The sequence below is a fragment of the Saccharopolyspora griseoalba genome, assembly GCF_042665275.1.
GTDB classification, from domain to species: Bacteria; Actinomycetota; Actinomycetes; order Mycobacteriales; family Pseudonocardiaceae; genus Saccharopolyspora; species Saccharopolyspora griseoalba.
The window spans coordinates 139,908-159,565 of the sequence record NZ_JBHTCJ010000006.1 but is presented as its reverse complement, the minus strand read 5'-3'; the positions used below and the strand labels follow the sequence as shown (position 1 = coordinate 159,565).

At 73.3% G+C, this 19,658-nt stretch carries 19 protein-coding genes; 12 read left to right on the top strand and 7 right to left on the bottom strand.

All coding sequences use genetic code 11. From position 1 onward, the window contains the following. Nucleotides 1-37: 37 nt before the first annotated feature. Together ACFQRI_RS13690 and ACFQRI_RS13685 are read left to right on the top strand one after the other, a co-directional pair. Nucleotides 38-613, top strand: a complete 576-nt coding sequence (locus ACFQRI_RS13690; RefSeq protein WP_465269722.1) for a SigE family RNA polymerase sigma factor — start codon at nt 38-40, stop codon at nt 611-613. Continuing rightward, the gene (locus ACFQRI_RS13685; protein ID WP_380668353.1) at nt 610-1,221 is read left to right on the top strand and encodes a hypothetical protein; all 612 of its coding nucleotides are present in this window, start codon (nt 610-612) and stop codon (nt 1,219-1,221) included. Before ACFQRI_RS13690 ends, ACFQRI_RS13685 begins: the two co-directional genes overlap by 4 nt. A 106-nt stretch (nt 1,222-1,327) precedes the next feature. Here ACFQRI_RS13685 and ACFQRI_RS13680 read toward each other — a convergent pair whose 3' ends face one another. The 3 genes from ACFQRI_RS13680 to ACFQRI_RS13670 form a co-directional block, all read right to left on the bottom strand. Then, complete coding sequence (locus ACFQRI_RS13680; protein ID WP_380668351.1) at nt 1,328-1,888, bottom strand: ferritin; 561 nt, start codon at nt 1,886-1,888, stop codon at nt 1,328-1,330. Nucleotides 1,889-2,174: 286 nt separating this feature from the next. Next, nucleotides 2,175-3,362 (bottom strand): arginine deiminase, encoded by a 1,188-nt coding sequence (locus ACFQRI_RS13675; protein ID WP_380668739.1) that lies wholly within the window; start codon nt 3,360-3,362, stop codon nt 2,175-2,177. Between the two features lie 139 nt (nt 3,363-3,501). After that, nucleotides 3,502-4,302: a CPBP family intramembrane glutamic endopeptidase gene (locus tag ACFQRI_RS13670; protein WP_380668737.1), complete on the bottom strand. Its 801-nt coding sequence runs from the start codon at nt 4,300-4,302 to the stop codon at nt 3,502-3,504. Nucleotides 4,303-4,437: 135 nt separating this feature from the next. Between ACFQRI_RS13670 and ACFQRI_RS13665 the strand changes: the two genes are divergently transcribed. Beyond that, nucleotides 4,438-4,815, top strand: a complete 378-nt coding sequence (locus ACFQRI_RS13665) for a hypothetical protein (RefSeq protein WP_380668349.1) — start codon at nt 4,438-4,440, stop codon at nt 4,813-4,815. 86 nt (nt 4,816-4,901) lie between these two features. Here ACFQRI_RS13665 and ACFQRI_RS13660 read toward each other — a convergent pair whose 3' ends face one another. Beyond that, a complete protein-coding gene (locus ACFQRI_RS13660) occupies nt 4,902-5,687 on the bottom strand; it encodes a DUF2470 domain-containing protein (protein ID WP_380668347.1) in 786 nt (261 codons plus the stop codon). Nucleotides 5,688-5,992: 305 nt separating this feature from the next. Here ACFQRI_RS13660 and ACFQRI_RS13655 point away from each other — a divergent pair, with 305 nt between their 5' ends. From ACFQRI_RS13655 to ACFQRI_RS13625, 7 genes are all read left to right on the top strand, one after another. Continuing rightward, nucleotides 5,993-6,874 carry a hypothetical protein gene (locus ACFQRI_RS13655; RefSeq protein ID WP_380668345.1) on the top strand — a complete coding sequence of 294 codons (882 nt, stop codon included), beginning with the start codon at nt 5,993-5,995 and terminating at the stop codon, nt 6,872-6,874. Continuing rightward, a complete protein-coding gene (locus ACFQRI_RS13650) occupies nt 6,871-8,076 on the top strand; it encodes a fumarylacetoacetate hydrolase family protein (protein ID WP_380668343.1) in 1,206 nt (401 codons plus the stop codon). The genes ACFQRI_RS13655 and ACFQRI_RS13650 overlap by 4 nt, the downstream gene beginning before the upstream one ends. Before the next feature lie 4 nt (nt 8,077-8,080). Further along, on the top strand, nt 8,081-8,749 hold the full coding sequence (locus tag ACFQRI_RS13645) for an IclR family transcriptional regulator (RefSeq protein ID WP_380668341.1): 669 nt from the start codon (nt 8,081-8,083) through the stop codon (nt 8,747-8,749). A gap of 213 nt (nt 8,750-8,962) precedes the next feature. Beyond that, on the top strand, nt 8,963-10,480 hold the full coding sequence (locus ACFQRI_RS13640; protein WP_380668339.1) for a cytochrome ubiquinol oxidase subunit I: 1,518 nt from the start codon (nt 8,963-8,965) through the stop codon (nt 10,478-10,480). Nucleotides 10,481-10,490: 10 nt separating this feature from the next. Next, nucleotides 10,491-11,498, top strand: coding sequence for a cytochrome d ubiquinol oxidase subunit II (cydB, locus tag ACFQRI_RS13635; protein WP_380668337.1), 1,008 nt, complete (start codon nt 10,491-10,493; stop codon nt 11,496-11,498). Next, entirely contained in the window at nt 11,495-14,713 is a 3,219-nt protein-coding gene (cydD, locus tag ACFQRI_RS13630; RefSeq protein WP_380668335.1) for a thiol reductant ABC exporter subunit CydD, read from the top strand. The genes cydB and cydD overlap by 4 nt, the downstream gene beginning before the upstream one ends. A 56-nt stretch (nt 14,714-14,769) precedes the next feature. Next, the gene (locus tag ACFQRI_RS13625) at nt 14,770-15,924 is read left to right on the top strand and encodes a GAF domain-containing sensor histidine kinase (protein WP_380668333.1); all 1,155 of its coding nucleotides are present in this window, start codon (nt 14,770-14,772) and stop codon (nt 15,922-15,924) included. 139 nt (nt 15,925-16,063) lie between these two features. Here the strand turns inward: ACFQRI_RS13625 and ACFQRI_RS13620 are convergent, their stop codons facing one another. From ACFQRI_RS13620 to ACFQRI_RS13610, 3 genes are all read right to left on the bottom strand, one after another. Then, complete coding sequence (locus ACFQRI_RS13620; RefSeq protein WP_380668331.1) at nt 16,064-16,705, bottom strand: response regulator; 642 nt, start codon at nt 16,703-16,705, stop codon at nt 16,064-16,066. A gap of 46 nt (nt 16,706-16,751) precedes the next feature. Then, on the bottom strand, nt 16,752-17,261 hold the full coding sequence (locus ACFQRI_RS13615; RefSeq protein WP_380668329.1) for a DoxX family protein: 510 nt from the start codon (nt 17,259-17,261) through the stop codon (nt 16,752-16,754). 66 nt (nt 17,262-17,327) lie between these two features. Beyond that, a complete protein-coding gene (locus ACFQRI_RS13610) occupies nt 17,328-17,930 on the bottom strand; it encodes a macro domain-containing protein (protein WP_380668327.1) in 603 nt (200 codons plus the stop codon). Nucleotides 17,931-18,087: 157 nt separating this feature from the next. Here ACFQRI_RS13610 and pheA point away from each other — a divergent pair, with 157 nt between their 5' ends. Then, nucleotides 18,088-19,011 (top strand): prephenate dehydratase, encoded by a 924-nt coding sequence (gene pheA, locus ACFQRI_RS13605; protein ID WP_380668324.1) that lies wholly within the window; start codon nt 18,088-18,090, stop codon nt 19,009-19,011. After that, nucleotides 19,008-19,649, top strand: a complete 642-nt coding sequence (locus ACFQRI_RS13600; RefSeq protein WP_380668322.1) for a histidine phosphatase family protein — start codon at nt 19,008-19,010, stop codon at nt 19,647-19,649. The genes pheA and ACFQRI_RS13600 overlap by 4 nt, the downstream gene beginning before the upstream one ends. Nucleotides 19,650-19,658: the final 9 nt, after the last annotated feature.

Here is a 19,658-nt window from a genome sequence, read left to right as displayed (position 1 = left end):
GCCTCCCACAGCTGGACGGACGTCTGGAGGTGGAGGGGTGACCGCGCACTCGCCCGCCTTGTCCACCGGCGAGACGCCCGGGGTGCGACTGGGGCGTGCGCGCCGGGGGGACATGGCAGCGACGGAAGACGACTTCGCCGAATTCGTCCGGGTGGCCCTGCCCGGGTTGATGCGCTACGGCCACGCCCTCACCGGCAACCCGCACGACGCCGCCGACCTGGTGCAGACGGTGCTGGAGAAGGTCGGCGCGCGGTGGAACCGGATCAGCTCCGACTGCCAGGACCCGACCGCCTACGTGCGCAAGGCGATGGCCAACGCGCACATCAGCCGCTGGCGCCGCACGCGCAAGGAGACGCTGCTCGCCGAGTTCCCCGACGTCCCCTCCGTCCCGCAGCAGGACCGGTTGGAGAACGAGCCGGTGTGGGAGGCGCTGCGCGAGCTGCCGCCGCGGCAGCGGGCGGTGGTGGTGCTGCGCTACTACGAGGGCCTCTCCGAGGTGGAGATCGCCGACACCCTGGGCGTCAGCTGCGGAACGGTGAAGAGCCAGGCCAGCAAGGCGATGGCCTCGTTGCGCAAGCGGCTCGGCGCGCTGGTGGAGGGTGGTGAGGCGTGATGGACCTGGAGCGGGAGCTGCAGCGGGTGCTCGACGACGACCGCCTGGAGGTGCCGGTGCGCACCGGGGCCGAGTGGTCGCTGGTCGCCGCGGCTCGCCGGCGCAAGCACCGCAACGCGGCGATGGCCGCGGGCGCGGTCGCGCTGCTGGCGGTGCTGGGTGCCGGTGGCGGCTACGCCGCGGTGCGGATGAGCCCCGAGGCCCCGCCTCCCGCGCCCGCCCCGACGGTGGTCCAGGACCCCACGCGCGCGCCGGTCGCGCCGCCCGGCGGCACCGCGCCGCCGGAACCGCCCACCGGGCAGAGCCCGGGGCGCCCGCCGCAGTGGATCCCGCCGGCCGGCGGCGGCACCGAGCAGCAGCAACAGCAGCAACAGCAGCAGACCGGCGAGGAACCGCCCCCGTCGACCGGTGGTGCGCCGCCGGACCCGTCGATCCTGCGCAGCCCCGGTGAGCCGGACCCGGGGACGGAGGAGCCGGACCGGCAGGAGATGGACCAACCGGCTCCTTCGCAGGGCGGGACGGAACCGAACGGCAACGACCCTCCGCAGGAGCTCGAGAGGCCCTCGCAGGAGCAGCAGCCCACCGAGCAGAACACCCCGGGCGGCTGAGCCGACCGGGGTGCTGCGGGTGGTTCGCCCGCGGCCCGGGGCCGCGGTGTCAGGTGCGGGACCGGCGAGCTCGCACCGCGAACGGCTCGGACCCGCGAAGGCCGAGTTACAGGTTGCCGCCCGCGGCCTTCGGGGCGGTCGGGTCGTTGCCCTCGTCGCCGACGCTCTCGCGGGCGAGCCAGGTCTCCACGCTGAACAGGTCGCCCTTGGCGCGGTCGACCACGTTGAGCAGCGTCGACATCGAGGAGACCTCCTCGACCTGCTCCTTGAGGAACCACTGCATGAACTGCTCGCCGATGTAGTTGCCCTCGTCGCGGGCGGTCTTGGCCAGCGTCTCGATCTCGCGGGTGACCTCGCGCTCCTGCTCGAGAGCGAGCGCGATCAGCTCCCGGGTCTCCGAGAAGTCGTTGCGCACCTGCTCGATCGCGGGGATCTGCGGGCTGACGTCGTTGTCCATCAGGTACTGCACGATCATCATCGCGTGGTTGCGCTCTTCCAGCGCCTGGCGGTAGAAGTGCGCGGCCAGCTGCGGCAGATCGTTGTCGTCGAACCAGACCGCGACCGCGATGTACTGCTGCGAGGCAGTGAACTCGTTGCGGACCTGATCCTGCAGCAGCTGCTCGAACTTCGTTTCCTTGTGTTGGATTTTCTTCGCGGTGACAGCCATGCCATCAAGGTACTCTGGAATTGCTCAAGATTCATCGCAGGGGAACCTAAGAATGCTTTGGTTTCCCTTCGCTCGGCCGGGACTCCGGGAAGGTTTGCCTCAATTAAATGAGTCAAGCCAAACCTTCCCGAATTCCCCCAATGGCGAAGCTATGACCTGCGTGGATGAAGATCATCATCGCTCTGCTGGAGCACTCCGCGGATGTCGTCGGCCGCTGCGAGTCCCGAGCGTTTCGGAAATATGATTCGGCACACCACCAAAGGTTCACCCGATTCGGTGTCCCGCGTTAGCGGGGCAAAGCGGCGCGGCTGATCGGGCAGGACATGCAACGCGGTCCGCCCCGGCCGGAACCGAGTTCCGAACCCGAGATCCGCAGCACCTCGATGCCGGCCTCCTCCAGGCGCGCGTTGGTCTCCGCGTTGCGCTCGTAGGCCACCACCACGCCCGGTGAGACCGCGAGCGTGTTGTTGCCGTCCTCCCACTGCTCGCGCTCGGCGGTCACCGGGTCCAGGCCGGTGTCGATCACCCGCAGCCGGTCGATGCCCATCGCGTCCGCGGCGGCCTCCAGGAACGGCGAGGGGCCCGCGACGTCGAGCTTGTCGTCGGTGGCCCGCAGCGTGTAGGCCCGCAGCGAGTCCCGGATCGCCGGGTACATCACGACCTTGTCGGTGTCGACCATCGTGCACACGGTGTCCAGGTGCATCGAAGCCCGCTGCTGCTCGATCGGCACCGCCAGCACGGTGTGCGCCAGGTCGTCGGCGAACATCGAGCGGGCAAGCGACTCGGCGCCCGCCGGGCTGGTGCGCTCCCCGACGCCGATGGCGACCACGCCGGGGGCGAGCAGCAGCACGTCGCCGCCCTCGACCGGTGCCGAGTGCGCGCCGTAGGCGCGCGAGGCGTGCCGGAAGCGCGGGTGGTACGCGTAGATCAGGTCGGTCAGCGCCGACTCCCGCTTGCGCGCGGGCATGGCCAGCGCCGCGATCGCCACCCGATCGGCGATCCAGGCCGAGGAGTCCCGGGTGAACAGCAGGTTCGGCAGCGGCTCGATGGCGAAGTCGTGCGGGTGGTGCATCCGCCGGACCAGCGACGCGCCCTCGGCGGCGGGCAGCTCCTCGAAGGTCATGCCCGCGATGAGGACGCCGGCCAGCGTCGCGTCGTCCGCGCTGCCCAGGTGCGAGCGCAGCGTGTCGGCGATGTCGCCGCCGAGCCGCCGCTCGTCGACGCCGGCGTGCACCGCGGCGGCGCGCGCCCGCGCGTCGGCGAGCGCCTCGGCGAGCAGGTCGCGCAGCAGCAGCACCTCCACGCCGCGCCCGCGCAGCACCTCGGCGAACGCGTCGTGCTCCTCCTGCGCCCGGTCCACCCACGGGATCCCGTCGAACAGCAGCTGGTCGTTGTTGCGCGGGGTCAAGCGCTTGAGCTCGGCGCCGGGCCGGTGCAGCACCACCGACTGCAGCGGGCCGACCTCGCTCTCCACATGCGGTCGAGTCACGTCGGCAGACTAGCTCCGGGCGCACCGAAACGTCGTCAGTTGCGGCCCATTTCGATCGGCCGTTAACTTGCGGGTGGCCTGAATCGGTGATCTGTTGCGCCGGATGCCCGGATCGAAGCGCCGGTCAGGGCAGCCAGGCCACCTGCCCCTTGAGACCGGCGTAGCCGACGAAGGCCACCACGTCGATCAGCGCGTGCCCGACGATCAGCGGCCAGAGCCGGTCGGTCCGCTGCCACACCCGGCCGTAGACCAGCCCCATCACCAGGTTGCCGACGAAGCCGCCGAAGCCCTGGTAGAGGTGGTAGCTGCCGCGCAGCACCGCGGCGACCAGCAGCGACCGGTTCTCGCCCCAGCCGAGCTGGCGCAGCCGGGTCAGCAGGTAGCCGACGACCAGCACCTCCTCGGCGAAGGAGTTGCCGAAGGCCGACAGCACCAGCACCGGGGCGCGCCACCACGCGTCGCCGAGGGTCGAGGGCGCCACCGTCAGGCTCAGGCCCAGCGCGTGCGCCACAAGGTAGAACCCGAGCCCGGGGATGCCGATCAGCGCGGCCAGCCCCGCGCCGCCGAGCAGGTCCCGGCGGGGGCGGGTGCGGTCCAGGCCGATCCGGTGCAGGGCGATCCCGCCGCGCCACAGCAGGTAGAGCCCGAGCGCGCCCCAGGCCACCAGCTGCAGCACGCCCACCAGCTGCGCGAGCATGTCCAGCGGGCCGAGGTCGGCCCGCGGCGCGTTGATCGCCACCTGCTGCTGGGACAGCGGTTCCGGGCGCAGCAGCGAGTCCAGCAGCGACACCAGGCTCCGCAGCCCGGACAGGCCGAGGGTCACGGTGAACACCACGACCAGCTCGATGACGATCGCCCTGCGCTCGGCCGGATCGGCGAGCGCCTCGGGGCGGCCGGGGCGGGACGGGCTCAGCCAGGCGCGCATGGTGCTCACCGGGTGAACGCTACCCGGATGTCCGTGCCAGACTGCCGCACGCCGAGAACCGCGAAGAACGGGAGCGGCCGAGCCCCGGAACCGCCGCGGTGGAGACGTCCCAGTCGGTGAAGCGAGGAGGTGGCGGTGGACGTATTCCTGTGGGGCACGCCCCGGGCCGAACCGGCCGCCTCGGTGCTGCCCGCCCTCGCCGCCAGGGTGCTGGGCGAGGTGCGCGGATTCGACTCGTTCAACAGCGCGGACGAGGACGGCGACTTCTTCGCCATCCGGGACGGCGTCCTCGTCGAGCTGCGGCACTGCGAGCCCGGCGGGCTGCACGTGCACTTCGCCGACGGCACCCGCACCGGGCGGGCGTGGACCGTGGCGCACGCCTTCCTGTGGCTGGTCACCCGCAACCCGGAGATCGCCGACGCCGTCCTGCAGGGCCCCGGGACCGAGCGCCTCCGCTTCCGCGACGGCCGGATCACCCGAGTGGCCAGCTGGTTCTCCGACGAGGTCTCCTAGCTGCTTCGGGGCAGCGGTGGCCCTCCTTCAGCAGCAGTCCCGGCGTGCTCCGCGCCGGGACTGCTGCTGAGCGAAGCGTGCGAGCCTCAGGGCTCGTCGCGGCGCTGCTCGGCGAGGAAGGGGCAGCCGACCAGGCGCCGGAGCTCCTTGCCCAGGTGCTCGGTGGTGTCGGTGGGCTGGGAGAACCCCAGCCGGACGTCGTGGTCGCCGTCGGCGGACTCCACCCGCAGCCGCAGGCCGTAGCGGTCCAGGCCCAGCGGCCGGATGTGCCCGCCGCGCAGCTCCTCCGGCAGGTGCCGGGCCAGCAGCCCGACCACGTCGCGGTGGGACAGCTCCAGGTGCCGCAGCCACGCGTCCTCGTAGGTGCAGAAGGGGTCCGGGGTGGCCGAGCGGAAGTCCGGCGCCTCGATCGAGGAGGTCCCCTCGGCGTCGGCGAGCACCATCGAGGCCGACTCCAGCCGCAGCACCTTCGCGGTGTGCCCGGCGTCCAGCAGTCGCGGGTCGGGGCGGTCGTCGACCACGGACAGCACCTCGTGGTGCGCCTCGTCGGCGTCCAGCAGGCGCAGCCAGCCGGTGAGCCACAGCAGGCCGCGCACCGGCTCGCGCAGCCGCACCGGGGTCGGGTCGGCGAGTTCGAGGACGGCGGCGACCTCGCCGCGCGGGGCGTGCCAGGTCGCGGCGATCAGCGGGTGGTCGTCGGGGAGCAGGATCGTGGCCGTGCCGTCCGGGTGCACGTGGTGCAGGTGCGGGGTGACCCGCTCCGCCGACTCGCCGGATGGCAGCAGGGCGGCCTTGCCCCCGCGCTTGGCGATGCTCCGGGCTCGCTCCGCGGCACTGGGACTGGCCGGCCTGCGCGTCTTCGTCTCGCCCACCGCTCACCTCCAACTTAGGCAAGCCTAAGTTAACACCGACGTCCGTGCGGTTCAAATCCCGCGCGGGTGCGCGCCACTCCCTTACTACCAGGGCCGGAGCGGGAGCGGAGGGCCCAATCGGGGCAGGCTCGCCCCGGCGCGTCGGCGGCCTTGTTTGTACTGTCGCCTGAGGGGGTGGATATGACCGATTGCGCTGGGTGCATGATGGCGGCCGAATCCGACGAGGGAGGCGCGCATGACCCGCCCGGGCGTCCGTTTATCGGGCATCTTTGTTCACTCGGCGCGACTGCAATAGCGTGTCTTCCGTGTCAAGCGCTGTAGAGCTTCGCGCGCCCGGTCCGCGCGGCATCCCACCACTGTTCGCCCGTCTGGTTGACGACGCCGCGTTGTTCCCGCCCGGGAGCCCCAGAGAGGTGGGCGTCGCGGTGGAGCAGGCCGTGGTCGACCACCTCGACGCGCGCGCCGGTGGTTACGCCGGGATGCTCGGCCCGATCCTGTGCCCGGCGTCCCGGCTCGCCGAGCTGATCACCGAACTGGCGAAGGCCAAGCCGGCCAACCCGATCCCGCTGTCCCTGGTGTGCGACACCGGGCTCGGGGGCGTCCCCAAGTCGCTGTCGATCATCGAGGGCCGCCAGGAGCTGCTGGCCCTGCGGATGGTCGAGATGCCCTGCCCGCCGGACGTCGACGACGTCTGGCTGGAGCGGGTCTCGGAGTTCGTGCCCGAGGACATCATCCGGGTCGTCGAGCCCCGCCGCGGCAGCGAGGAGTGGCTGGACGCGGTCCGCCGCGTCGCCGAGCACGGCTGCTGGCCGAAGCTGCGCACCGGCGGGCAGACCGCGGGCGCGATCCCCTCGGTCGAGGAGGTCACCGACTTCCTGGCCGTCGCGGGCTCGCTGGAGGTGCCGTTCAAGTCCACCACCGGGCTGCACGCGGCCGTGCGAGCCACCGACCCGGACACCGGATTCACCCATCACGGTTTCCTCAACCTGCTCGTCGCGACCGCGCGCTCGCTTTCCGGCAAGGATGTCCGGGCGGCGTTGGAGAGCACCGACGGCGCCGCGCTGGCCGAGGAGGCCCGCGCGCTGTCCGACGACGCGGCCAACGCGGTGCGAGACGTGTTCTCCTCCTACGGCTCGTGCTCGCTGAAGGACCCCGTCGCCGAGCTGGAAGGATTGGGTTTGCTGTGACCTGGATCGCCGACCCCGAGTTCGCCCCGGATCGGCCCTTCGGCCCGCAGACCCTGCCGTACGGGGTTCTGACCACCGGGAACGGGCCGGTGGTCGCGGTGCGGGTGGGGCGCCACGCGCTGCCGCTGCGCGACATCGCGGGCGAGCTGGGGCCGCGGCTGTCCGAACTGGTCGTCGGCGATTCCCTCGACCCGCTGCTGGCCGCTGGGCGGGAGGCCTGGCGGGAGCTGCGGGAGCGGTTGCGCACCATCGTCACCGCCGACTCGGCGCCGCCGGGGGCGAACCTGGTGCGCACCGACTGGCACACGCTGGCCATGCCGTTCACCGTCGGCGACTTCGTCGACTTCTACTCCTCCCGGTACCACGCGGAGAACACCGGGCGGATCCTGCGGCGCGGCTCCTCGCCGCTGCCGGAGAACTTCGAGCACCTGCCGCTGGGCTACCACGGGCGCGCCGGCACGGTGCACGTCTCCGGCACGGACGTGCACCGGCCCAGCGGGCAGCGCAAGACCGCGGGCGACGTGCAGCCGGCCTTCGGCCCGACCCGCAGGCTGGACTTCGAGGCCGAGGTCGGCTTCGTCTGCGGCGGGGAGCCGGCCGCGCACCTGAGCACCGCCGACTTCCCGGAGCACGTCTTCGGCGCGGTGCTGGTCAACGACTGGTCGGCGCGGGACATCCAGAGCTGGGAGTCCAAGCCGCTGGGGCCGCTGCTGTCCAAGTCCTTCGCCACCTCGATGTCCGGCTGGATCACCCCGCTGGAGGCCCTGGAGCACGCCCGCATCCCGGTGCCGAAGCCGGAGTTCCCGCTGCAGGCCTACCTGGTCGAGGAGGAGCCCTGGGGCCTGGACCTGGCCCTGGAGGTGCGCTGCAACGAGACGCTGCTGGCCCGCCCGCGCTTCGAGCACATGGCCTGGTCGGCGGCGCAGCAGCTCGCGCACCTGACCGTCGGCGGCGCCCCGGTGCGCCCCGGCGACCTGTACGCCTCGGGCACGGTCTCCGGGCCGGAGCGCGAGCAGCGCGGCTGCCTGCTGGAGCTGACCTGGGGCGGTTCCGATCCGATCACGCTGGCCGACGGCGAGCAGCGGACCTTCCTCCAGGACGGCGACCGGGTGACACTGAGCGGGAGCGCCCCCGGACCGGACGGCTCCGCCGTGGGTCTGGGCGAGGTGACCGGAACGGTGCTCGCGGCTGTTCGGAGGTGACGCGGTGGCACAGCCCGATCCGCTGCGAGCCGTGCCCGGGGAACCGGCCCGGGAGAGCTCGCTGACCTTGGAGCGGGGGCTGAGCCTGCTGCAGGCGGTCGCCGACGCCGAGAGCGAGGCGCCGACGATCAGCGATCTCGCCGGCCGCATCGGGGTGAGCCGCGCGGCCGTGTACCGGTTGCTCGGGCCGCTGCAGGCGCGCGGGCTGGTGCGCCGCGAGGGGTCGCGGGTGCGGCTCGGTCTCGGCGTGCTGTGGCTGGCCGGGCGGGTGCTGCCGCAGCTCCGGGTGGCGGCCGCGCCCGCGCTGCGCGCGCTGGCCGAGGAGGTCGGCGCCACGGCGCACCTCACGGTCGCCGACGGGACCGAGGCGCAGGCGGTGGCCGTGGTCGAGCCGACCTGGACCAGCTACCACGTCTCCTACCGGGTGGGCAGCAGGCACCCGATCCACTGCGGTGCGGCCGGTCGCGCCGTGGACCTGCCGCCGAGCGGTCCGCGCTGGGTGGTCAGCTCCGGCGATCTGCAGCCCGGCGCGTTCGGGGTGGCCGCCCCGGTGCGCACCGTCCCCGGGCTGCGCGCCTCGGTCGGCGTGGTTGCGCTGCAGCCCTTCGACGCCGACGAGGTCGGGCCCGAGGTGGTCGACGCGGCCGAGGCCGTCGCCGAGGCGCTGCGCTGAGCCGGCACCGGCCGCCGCGCGGGCCGGCCGCCCGAAAGGGCTGTTGACCGAGCTCACTTCCGAGGTAATGTCACCGAATCGTTCGGTCCAGCCCGCGGTGCCGTCGCGGAGCGTCTCGAAGGACCTTGGTCCTGGTCGGACCGGGACACTCGACCGTGGGAATGGGGTACCCCGCCTCTGCGCACCCTCAGCGGTGCCCGGCAGGCTGGGGTCGTGGATCTGCTCGACATCGCGCGCTGGCAGTTCGGGATCACGACCGTCTACCACTTCCTGATGGTGCCGCTGACCATCGGACTGGCGATCCTGGTCGCCGGGATGCAGACGGCCTGGTACCGCACCGGTAACCGCCGATACCTGAAGATGACCAAGTTCTGGGGCAAGTTGATGCTGATCAACTTCGCCATGGGCGTGGTCACCGGGATCGTGCAGGAGTTCCAGTTCGGCATGGCCTGGAGCGAGTACTCCCGGTTCGTCGGCGACGTCTTCGGCGCGCCCCTGGCCATGGAGGGGCTGCTCGCGTTCTTCGTCGAGTCCACCTTCCTCGGCCTGTGGATCTTCGGTTGGGACCGGTTGTCCAAGGGCGTGCACCTGGCCTGCGCCTGGGCGTTCTCGCTGGCGACGGTGCTGTCGGCCTACTTCATCCTGGCGGCCAACTCGTGGATGCAGCACCCGGTGGGCATCCGGATGGTCGAGGGCAAGCCGGAGCTGATCTCCATCTGGGCGGTGCTGACCAACTCCACGGTGCTGGCGGCCTTCCCGCACACCGTCTTCGGCTGCTTCGCCGTCGCGGGCGGGTTCCTGATCGGCATCGCCGCCTGGCAGATCGCCCGGCAGCGCAAGCGCGCGGCGAGCAGCGGCGAGCCGATCGACGAGGAGGACCGGCGCACCTGGCACGGCTCGATGCGGCTCGGCGCCTGGGTCGCGGTGGTGGCCTTCGCCGGGCTGGCCATCAGCGGGGACATCCAGGGCAAGCTCATGTTCGACCAGCAGCCGATGAAGATGGCCTCGGCCGAGGCGCTGTGCCACAGCGAGGAGCCCGCCAGCTTCTCGGTCTTCGCCGTCGGCGACGTCAGCCGTCCGGACTGCGAGGGCGTGAAGAGCCTGACCGTGCCCTACATCCTGTCCTACCTGGCCGAGGGCGACTTCACCAGCAAGGTCGACGGCGTGCAGGAGCTGATCCCGGAGTACCAGGCCAAGTACGGCACGCACTACCCGGACGACCCGCGGCTGGGGCAGTACGCGGGCCAGCCGATCGACTACCAGCCGCTGCTGCCGGTGACCTACTGGGGATTCCGGTTCATGATCGGCTTCGGCGGTCTGGCCGCGCTCGGCGGCGTGGCGGTGCTGTGGCTGACCCGCAAGCAGCGCTTCCCCGAGGGGAAGTTCTGGGCGCCGCTGGCGCTGCTGGGCATCGGCGCGCCGTTCGCGGGCAACATCGCGGGCTGGGTGTTCACCGAGATGGGTCGCCAGCCGTTCGTGGTGGCGCCGAACCCGAACCCCTCCGGGGTCGACGGGGTCTACATGTACACCGCCTCGGCGGTGTCCTCCGGCGTCGCTCCCGGCGAGATGCTGACCTCGGTGATCAGCCTGACCGCGCTCTACGGCGTGCTGCTGGTCGTGGAGGTCTTCCTGATGATCCGGTTCGCCCGCGGCGGCTTCGAGGCCGTGATGCCACCGGAGAAGCCCGAAGGCGAGTCGGACTCCGACGAAGCCCTGTCCTTCGCGTACTGAGAGGCCCGAGATGGATCTGCCCACCTTCTGGTTCCTCGTGATCGCCCTGCTGTGGCTGGGCTACCTCTTCCTGGAGGGCTTCGACTTCGGCGTCGGCATGCTGCTGCCCGTCCTCGGCCGCTCGGAGACCGGGCGCCGGGTGCTGATCAACACCATCGGTCCGGTCTGGGACGGCAACGAGGTCTGGGTGATCGTGGCGGCCGGCGCCACCTTCGCGGCCTTCCCCGGCTGGTACGCCTCGCTGTTCTCCACCGCCTACCTGCCGCTGCTGTTGCTGCTGCTCGCGCTGATCGGGCGCGGCGTGGCCTTCGAGTACCGCGGCAAGGTCGACTCCGACCGCTGGCGGCGCACCTGGGACGCGGTGATCGTGCTGGCGTCCTGGATCGCGCCCGCCGTGGTCGGACTGGTGCTGTCGGCCAACGTCTTCGGCTTGCCGCTGGACGCCAACGGCGACCGGGTCGGCGGCTGGTGGACGATCTTCAGCCTGCCGACGACGCTCGGCGCGATCGCCCTGGTGGCGTTCTCGATGCTGCACGGCGCGATCTTCCTGGCGCTCAAGACCGAGGGCGAGATGCGGCTGCGCGCCCGCCGGTTCGCGCTGCGCGCGGGGATCCCGCTGCTGCTGCCGCTGGCCGCCCTGGTGCTCGTCGCGCAGTTCCGCGGCGGGCAGACCTGGACCTGGGTCCCGCTGGTCATCGCGCTGCTGGCCGGCCTGATCGGGCTGGCCCGGGTCCACGCCGACCGGGAGGGCCAGGCCTTCTTCCTGCAGGGCGTCGCGCTGACCGGGGTGGTGGTGACGCTGTTCGGCACGCTGTGGCCGAACGTCATCCCGTCGACCCTGGACCCGGCGTTCTCGCTGTCCATCCAGGACACCGCGGCCAGCGACTACCCGCTGACCGTGATGACCTGGGTCGCGGCCTTCGGCACCCCGGCGGTGCTGATCTACCAGGGCTGGACCTACTGGGTGTTCCGCAAGCGCATCGGCACCAAGCACATCCCGCCGGTGCACGCGCCGTGAGCGGGCCGCTCGGCGCGCTGCCGCGGCTCTCGCCCGCCGCGCGGCGCGCGCTGATCGCCGGCGGGCTGCTGGCGGCGGGCAACGCGGCCGCGCTGATCGCGCAGGCCTGGGCGCTGGGCAGCGCGCTGGCCGATGTGGTCGTGCGCGACGTCCCGGCTACCGCGATCACCGACCGGATGGTGGTGCTGGCCCTCGCCGTGCTCGCCAGGGCGGTGCTGGGCTGGGCCACCGAGGCGGTCTCGGCCCGCGCCGCGGCCGGCGCGAAGGAGGAGCTGCGCGCCCTGCTGCTGGACGCCGCGCTGCGCCGCGGCCCGGAGTGGATCTCGCGGCGCGGCCGGGCGGAGCTGACCGCGCTGTCCACCAAGGGGCTCGACGCGCTCGACGCCTACTTCACCAAGTACCTGCCCGCGCTGGTCACCGCCGCGGTGGTGCCACCGCTGGTGGGGGCCTGGATCCTGTGGTCGGACTGGGTCTCGGCGCTGGTCGTGGTGCTCACCGTGCCGCTGATCCCGCTGTTCGCCTGGCTGGTCGGCAAGTTCACCGAGCAGCGCACGGCGCGCGCCACCGACGCCCAGCACCGGCTGTCCGCCAGGATGCTCGAACTGGTCCGCGCGCTGCCGGTGCTCACCGCCTTCGGGCGCGCGCGGGCGCAGCGCGAGGTGGTGCGCCAGGTCGGCGAGCAGCACCGGCGCAGCACCGTGGCCACCCTGCGGATCGCGTTCCTGTCCGCGCTGGTGCTGGAGCTGGCGGCCTCGCTGTCGGTGGCGGTGGTGGCCGTCGGCATCGGGCTGCGGCTGGTCTCCGGGGATCTCGACCTCTCGGTCGGGCTGCTGGTGCTGATCCTGGCGCCGGAGTGCTACCTGCCGCTGCGCGCGGCCGGCGCCGCGCACCACGCCAGCGAGGACGGCGTGGAGGCCGTCCGCCGCGTCGAGCTGGCGCTGGCCGACACCGCGGACCACGACTTCGCCGTCGCCGCCTCGGCCCTGCCGGGCCTGCGGGTCACCGACCTGCGGGTGCGCCGCCGCGACGGGCTCGCCCCGGACGGGCTGAGCTTCACCGCGCTGCCCGGCCAGGTGCTGCGGCTGGCCGGGTTCGACGGCATCGGGCCCAGCGGCAGCGGGAAGTCCACGACCCTGTCGGTGCTGCTGGGCTTCACCGCGCCGGAATCCGGCACCGTCACCTTCGGCGGCGAGGTGGGCGACGTCCGGGAGTGGCGCAGGCAGGTGGCCTGGGTGCCGCAGCGACCGAGCTTCACCGGCGGCACCGTCGCCGCGGAGCTCGAGATCGCCACCGCCGACCAGCCGGACCTGTCCGCGCACGTCGACGAGGCGCTCGACGAGGCCGCCGCCGGGCACCTGCGGCACCGCCGCATCGACGAGCTGTCCGCGGGGGAGCGCCAGCGCGTCGCGGTCGCCCGCGCCTTCCTGCGGCTGCGCGGCACCGCCACCGTGCTGCTGCTCGACGAACCCACCGCGCACCTCGACCCGGCCACCGCCGCCCGCGTCGAGGCCGCGATCGATCGCGCGGCCGAGGCCGGGGCGATCGTCGTGCTGGCCGCGCACCGCCTCGCCGACGCCTCGCCGGAACCCGCGCCGGAAGTCCCGGTCGCCGAGCCCGCCGAGTCCGGGGCCGCCGCCAGCGGCGGCCGGTTGCGGGACCTCGTCGACTGGCGGGTGCTGGCCGGTACCGGGCTCGGCGCGCTGTCCCTGCTGTCCGGGCTGGCGCTGACCGCCACCTCGGCCTGGCTGATCGCCCGCGCCTCCCAGCAACCGCCGATCCTGACGCTGTCGGTGGCCGTGGTCGGGGTGCGCACCTTCGCGCTCTCCCGCGCGGTGCTGCGCTACCTGGAGCGCCTGGTCACCCACGACGCAGCCTTCCGGTTGGCGGGCGACCTGCGGGAGCGCCTGTGGGCCTCGCTGGTCCGCCTCGGCCCGGCCCGCACCGCCGGGCTGCGCCGCGGCGAGGGCCTGGCGCGGCTGGTCGACGACGTCGACGCGGTCCGGGACCTGATCCCGCGCGTGCTGCTGCCCCCGCTGATCGCCGGTGCGGTGCTCGTCTCGGCGGTGCTCCTGCAGCTGCTGGTGCTGCCCGAGGCCGGACTGGTGCTGGCCGGGGCCGCGCTGCCGACCGCGCTGGCCGCGCCGCTGACCTCGGTCGTCACCGAGCGCCGCGCCAGCGCCGCGGTCGCCGAGGGCCGCCGCGAGGTGGCGACCCGGGTGCTGGCGCTGCTCGACGGGGCCGCCGAACTGCTCGCCTTCGGCGCGCACGCCCGGCGCCGCGCCGAGCTCGCCGAGGCCTACGCCGGGCTGGCGGCCCGCGCTCGCCGCGCGGCCTTCGGCGCCGGCGCCGCCACCGCGGTGCACACCCTGCTGATCGGCGGTGCGGTGCTGGGCAGCACCTGGTTCGCCGCGATCGCCGTCGAGCAGGGCAGGCTCGCCCCGGAGCTCGCGCCGGTGCTGGCCCTGGTCCCGCTGGCCGCGGCGGAGGCCGTCGCGCTGCTGCCGCCCGCCGCGCAGCAGTGGAGCTCGCTGCGCGCCGCGCACTCCCGACTGGCCCCGCTGCTGGCCGAGACCGGGGAACCGGAGGAGCGCGGCGGCACCGGCGGCGAGATCGAGCTCCGCGGCGTCGACGTGGCCTGGCCCGGTGGCGAGCCGGTGCTGCGCGAGCTGGACCTGCAGGTGCCCGCCGGATCGCACGTCGCGCTGGTCGGCCCCTCCGGGGCGGGCAAGTCCACGCTGCTGGCCCTGCTGCTCGGGTTCCTGCCCGCGGAGCGCGGCAGCGCCCGCACGCCCGCGCGGGTGGCCTGGTGCCCGCAGGACCCGCAGCTGGTCAGCACCACGATCCGGGAGAACCTGCGGCTGGCGGCGCCGCGCGCCACCGACGCCGAGCTCGCCGAGGCGCTGAGCACCGCGGGCCTGCCGGGCTGGGACCTGGGCACGATGGTCGGCAGCGGCGGGGCGGAGCTCTCCGGCGGCGAGGCGCAGCGGCTGGCGCTGGCCCGCGCGCTGCTGGCCGAGGCCGACGTCCTGCTGCTGGACGAGCCCACCGCCCATCTCGACGAGGCGACCGCCGACGCGCTGCTGCGGCGGCTGCGCGAGCGGCTGGCCGGGCGCACCGTCGTGCACGTCACGCACCGCCGCGCCGAGGCCGAGCACGCCGATCAGGTGTGGCACGCCGCCGACGGCGGTGTCCGAGCCCTGCGCGGTGTGTCGTGAACCGCAGCCGCGGCACCCGACACGACCAGTCCGGGAGCTATAGCCTCGACGGGGACATGGATGCCACGCTCGCCAGCCGCATGCTCGCCGCCTCCACCGAGATCACCAGGGCAGCGCTGTCCTCGGAAGATCCGGAGGGCGTGCTGCCGCTGGTCGTGCGCCGCGCCGCGGAGCTGGCCGAGGCCGATCTGGGCGTGGTCACCGTCCGCAACGACGACGGCAGGCTGACCGTCGAGGCCGCCTACGGCGCGCCCAGCGCCACCGGGCCGCTCGCCGACCCGGTCGGCACCGTGCTGTCCTCGCGGTCGGCGGCCGCGCGGGTGGCGCGCAGCGGCGTTCCGGTGGTGGTCGACGACCTCATCGACGATCCGCTCACCGCGCCCTACGTGCCGGCCGCGCTGCGGGTGTACGGGCCGTTCGCGGTCGCCCCGTTCGGCACCAGCGAGCGGCGGCTCGGCGCGCTGGCGGTCTACCGGCGGCGCGGGGCGAACACCTTCAACCGGGTCGCGGTGGACGTGCTGACCTCGTTCGCCGCGCAGGCCGGGTTGGCGCTGGTGCTCGCCGAGGGGTCCACCGCGCGCCAGCGCATCGCCGTCTACCAGGAGCGCGAGCGCATCGCGCGCGATCTGCACGACGTGATCGTGCAGCGGCTCTACGCCGCGGGCGTGCAGCTCGACGTGCTGCAGCGACGCGTCTCCGGCGACCTGGGAGCCTCCGACGCGCAGCGGCTGACCGAGACCGTCGAGCAGATCGACCAGGCCATCGCCGAGGTCCGGGCCACCGCCCGCACGCTGCGAGCGCCCGACCCGGACACCTCCGAGCAGGTGCCCGCGCTGGACGACTCGATGCGCTCCGAGGTGCGCATCGCCGGTGAGCTGATGGGACGTCCGCCGAAGCTGGAGATCGACGGCGATCTCTCCGACGTGCCGGTCGGCGTGGCCGATCACGCGCGCGCCGCCCTGCGCGAAGCGCTGTCCAACGTGGTGCGCCACTCCGGGGCGCGCACCGTGCTGGTGCGGGTGCGCCGCTCGTCCTCGGGGCTGCGCCTGCAGGTCGTCGACGACGGCTGCGGGATTCCCCGCGACGTCAGCAAGCGCGGCCTGCGCAACCTGGAGGAGCGCGCGGTCGCCGCGGGCGGCCGCTGCGAGATCGCCAGCTCGCCGGACAGCGGCACCACGGTCACCTGGGAAGTCCCCCTGGCGGGTGTGTAGAGCAGCGCACTCTTCAGAAACCCCGCGAGCGGCGTGCCTCTTCTCATCAACAGTCCCCGGAGAGTGAACTGGCCAGGCCAACTCGGGGAGGGACTCCTGATGAAAAGAGGCTCTCAAAGGGCCTCCTCGCCGAGCCGTCCTAGGACTTCTCCTGGCGGCGGGCGACCCAGGCCGCGGCCTGGGTGCGGCGCTCCATGCCGAGCTTGGCCAGCACCGAGGTGACGTAGTTCTTCACCGTCTTCTCGGCGAGGAAGAGGCGCTCGGCGATCTGCCGGTTGGTCAGCCCCTCGCCGATGAGGTCGAGGACCCGGCGTTCCCGCTCGGTCAGCTCGGCGAGCTCGTCGGGCTCCGGATTGCTGGACTGGCGGAGCCGGGCCAGCACCCGCCCGGTGGTCACCGGGTCCAGCAGCGACCGGCCCGCGGCCACCTCGCGCACCGCGTTCACCAGGTCCTGCCCGCGCACCTGCTTGAGCAGGTACCCGGATGCGCCGGCGTTGATCGCGCCGACCAGCGCCTGCTCGTCGTCGAAGGCGGTCAGCACCAGGCAGTAGGGCGCGTCCGGCAGCTCGCGCAGCCGGGAGCACAGCTCCAGCCCGTCGCCGTCGGGCAGCCGCATGTCGATGACCGCCACGTCGAGCTCGGTGGCCCGGGCACGCGTCAGCGCCTCGCCGACGCCGCCCGCTTCGGCCACGATCTCGACGTCGTCCTCGGTGTCCAGCAGGTCGCGCAGACCCCGCCGGACCACTTCGTGGTCATCGACCAACAGCACCCTCACCGGCACGCACCCCACGCTAGTGAACGCTTCCGGGTGGTCCGACGGCGAGGGGTTACTTCTTCGCCTTGGCGGCGGCCTTGCCCTTGGCAGCGCTCTTGGCGGCCTTCTTCTTCGCCTTCTCGGCCTTGACCTTGGCGCGGTGGCCCACCGAGGGCTTGCCGCCGGTGTCCACCGACGCCAGCAGCAGGCCGCCGAGCAGGCCCAGGTTCTTCATGAAGTGGACCTGCTGGGCCGCGCGCTCCTGCGGGTCCTCGTACTCCCAGTAGGCGTGCGCGGCCAGCGTCGTCGGGACGATGCTTCCCGCGAGCAGCAACGACGACAGCCGGGGGAACTTGCCCAGCGCCAGCATCGCACCGGCGCCGACCTTGACCGCGCCGTCGATGCGCACCAGCGTCTGCGGGTCCGTGGGCACCTGCGCGGGCAGCGCGTCCACGGCGGGGCGGGCCTTGTCCAGCAGCGGTTCGGCGGCCTTGGCGTGGTTGGGCGCGTCGCGCAGCGTGTTGATGCCGCCGAAGATGAAGATCGCGGAGAGCATCGGGCGGGCCAAGCGGCGGATCAGCATTCGCGGTACCTCCTCGGTGTCAGCCGGTGCGCCCGACGGTACTCACTGCGGCGGGGGCGCGCCTGATCACCGGAGATCGACGCCGGCGAAGACCTCGTCCCACGCCGCGGCGACCTGCCGCGCGCACAGCTCCGGCGCCGCGCCACCGGTCCTGGTGCCCAGGCCGGGCATCGCGATCGAGCGGACCACCTGGTGCACCGGCGCGCCGTTGTCCAGCACCGCGCTGGCCCACAGCCGGAACACCGCCCGCGCGGCCAGGTACGGGTGCACCGTGTCCGCGGGCAGCACCTCGCCGGGCTCGCGCATGGTCGGCGCGCTGATCAACCAGATGGGACTGGGGACCCCGGTGGGAACCAGCAGCGCCTCGCCGACCGGCAGCTCGCCGCCGTGGTAGGCGAGCACGGCGCTGCGCACCTGCTCCTCGACCTCCGGGAAGGCGCGGGCGTACAACGCGTCGATGCCACCGCGCATCCAGCCGTAGGAGTTGGCCGGGCTGACCACCGCGTCCACCCGCGCGTCCAGCACCGAGCCCTGGTGCACGGAAAGGCCGGGCCGGCCGCCTGCGATCTCGTGCCAGGCTGCGGCCAGCGGCTCGTCCAACGCGCAGAGGACGAGCTGCAGCTCCGGCTCCGCTCCTTCCGCCGATGAGCGCTCCGAATCTGCGGTCACGTCACACAGCATCGCAGGAATGCGCCGCGTAGTGGCATTGGGTAGGTCACATCCGCGACGACGTGCCGTTAGGCCACGCGGTGGTGTCCGACGACGATCACGCAGCGTTGGCGCGGGCCGGGGCGGGTGCGGTGGCGCGCGTCCGTAACCTGGTGGCGTGCCAGAAATCGCCTACCTCGGGCCGCCGGGCACGTTCACCGAACAAGCCACCAGGCGGCTGACCGCGGACTTCGAAGCCGATCTCGTCCCCTACGAGGGCGTGCCGGTGGCGCTCGCCGCGGTGCGGTCCGGCGAGGTGCTGGCCGCCGGGGTGCCGGTGGAGAACTCCGTGGAGGGCTCGGTGCCCGCCACCCTGGACGCGCTGACCGTGGACGACCCGCTGGTCGCGGTCGCCGAGACGATGGTCCCGGTCCAGTTCGACGTGCTCGCCCGGCCGGGCCTGGAACTCTCCCAGGTGAACACCGTGGCCAGTCACCCGCACGCGCTCGCGCAGGTGCGCGGCTGGCTGGGCGAGAACCTGCCCAAGGCCGAGCAGCACGCGGTGGCCTCCACCGCGGCGGCGGCCGCCGCCGTCGCCAACGGCGAGTTCGACGCGGCGATCTCGGCCGCGGTCGCCCGCGAGCACTACCCGTCGCTGGTCCGGCTGGAGCACGGCATCGCCGACGTCGCCGATGCGGTCACCCGCTTCCTGCTGGTGCGCAAGCCGGGGGCGCTGCCCGAGCCCACCGGCGCCGACCGCACCTCGATCTGCGCGGTGATCAGCGACGAGGTGGGCACCCTGGCCGACATGCTGGCCGAGCTGTCGCTGCGCGGGATCAACCTCAGCCGCATCGAGTCCCGGCCGGTCAAGGACCGCTTCGGGCACTACCGGTTCTTCCTGGACTTCGACGGGCACGTGGCCGACACGCGCATCGGGGAGGCCCTGGCCGCGCTCAAGCGGCGCTGCTCGACCGTCCGGTTCCTCGGCTCCTACCCGAAGGCGGACCGCAAACCCGGCTACGTCCGCTCGGCCGCCTCCGAGCAGGCCTTCGACAAGTCGGCGCGATGGCTGGAAGCAGTACGGGAAGGACGCCTGGCGTGACCAACGGATTCGAACTCACCGCCCCGGCCGGCGTGCGCCTCATCCTGGCGCGCCACGGCCAGACCCCGGCCAACGTCGCCAAGATCCTCGACACGCTGCCGCCGGGACCGGGGCTCACCGAGCTCGGCGAGACGCAGGCGGAGGCGCTGGCCGAGCGGCTGGCCGACGAGAAGGTCGTCGCGGTGCACGCCAGCCGCGCCCTGCGCGCGCAGCGGACCGCCGCGCCGCTGGCCGCCCACCACGGCGTCGAGGTGCAGATCGCCGAGGGCACCCACGAGATCTACGTGGGCGAGCTGGAGGCGCTGGGCACCCCGGAGGCGCTGGGCACCTTCGAGCAGATCTACCAGCGCTGGCAGCACGGCGAGCTGGACCTGCCGATGCCCGGCGGGGAGACCGCGCGGCAGGCCGTGGCCCGCTTCCTGGAGGGCGCGCGCGGCGCGATCCGGGACGTCGACGCGGGCTCGGTGGTGATGGTCAGCCACGGCGCGATGCTGCGGCTGGTCGCCGGCGCGCTGGTCGAGATCGACCACGACGCGGCCAGCGCGCACCACCTGCCCAACACCGGCCTGATCGTGCTCGAATCCACCCCGGAGACCCCGACCGGCTGGACCTGCCTGTCCTGGGACGGCATCCGCTGAGACCGCTCC

What these genes read in the sequence shown, in the direction of transcription:
- ACFQRI_RS13625 (WP_380668333.1), top strand. Translation starts at nt 14,770, where the DNA reads ATGGATGCCACGCTCGCCAGCCGCATGCTCGCCGCCTCCACCGAGATC.
- ACFQRI_RS13615 (WP_380668329.1), bottom strand. Translation starts at nt 17,261, where the DNA reads ATGCTGATCCGCCGCTTGGCCCGCCCGATGCTCTCCGCGATCTTCATC.
- ACFQRI_RS13680 (WP_380668351.1), bottom strand. Translation starts at nt 1,888, where the DNA reads ATGGCTGTCACCGCGAAGAAAATCCAACACAAGGAAACGAAGTTCGAG.
- ACFQRI_RS13670 (WP_380668737.1), bottom strand. Translation starts at nt 4,302, where the DNA reads ATGCGCGCCTGGCTGAGCCCGTCCCGCCCCGGCCGCCCCGAGGCGCTC.
- cydB (WP_380668337.1), top strand. Translation starts at nt 10,491, where the DNA reads ATGGATCTGCCCACCTTCTGGTTCCTCGTGATCGCCCTGCTGTGGCTG.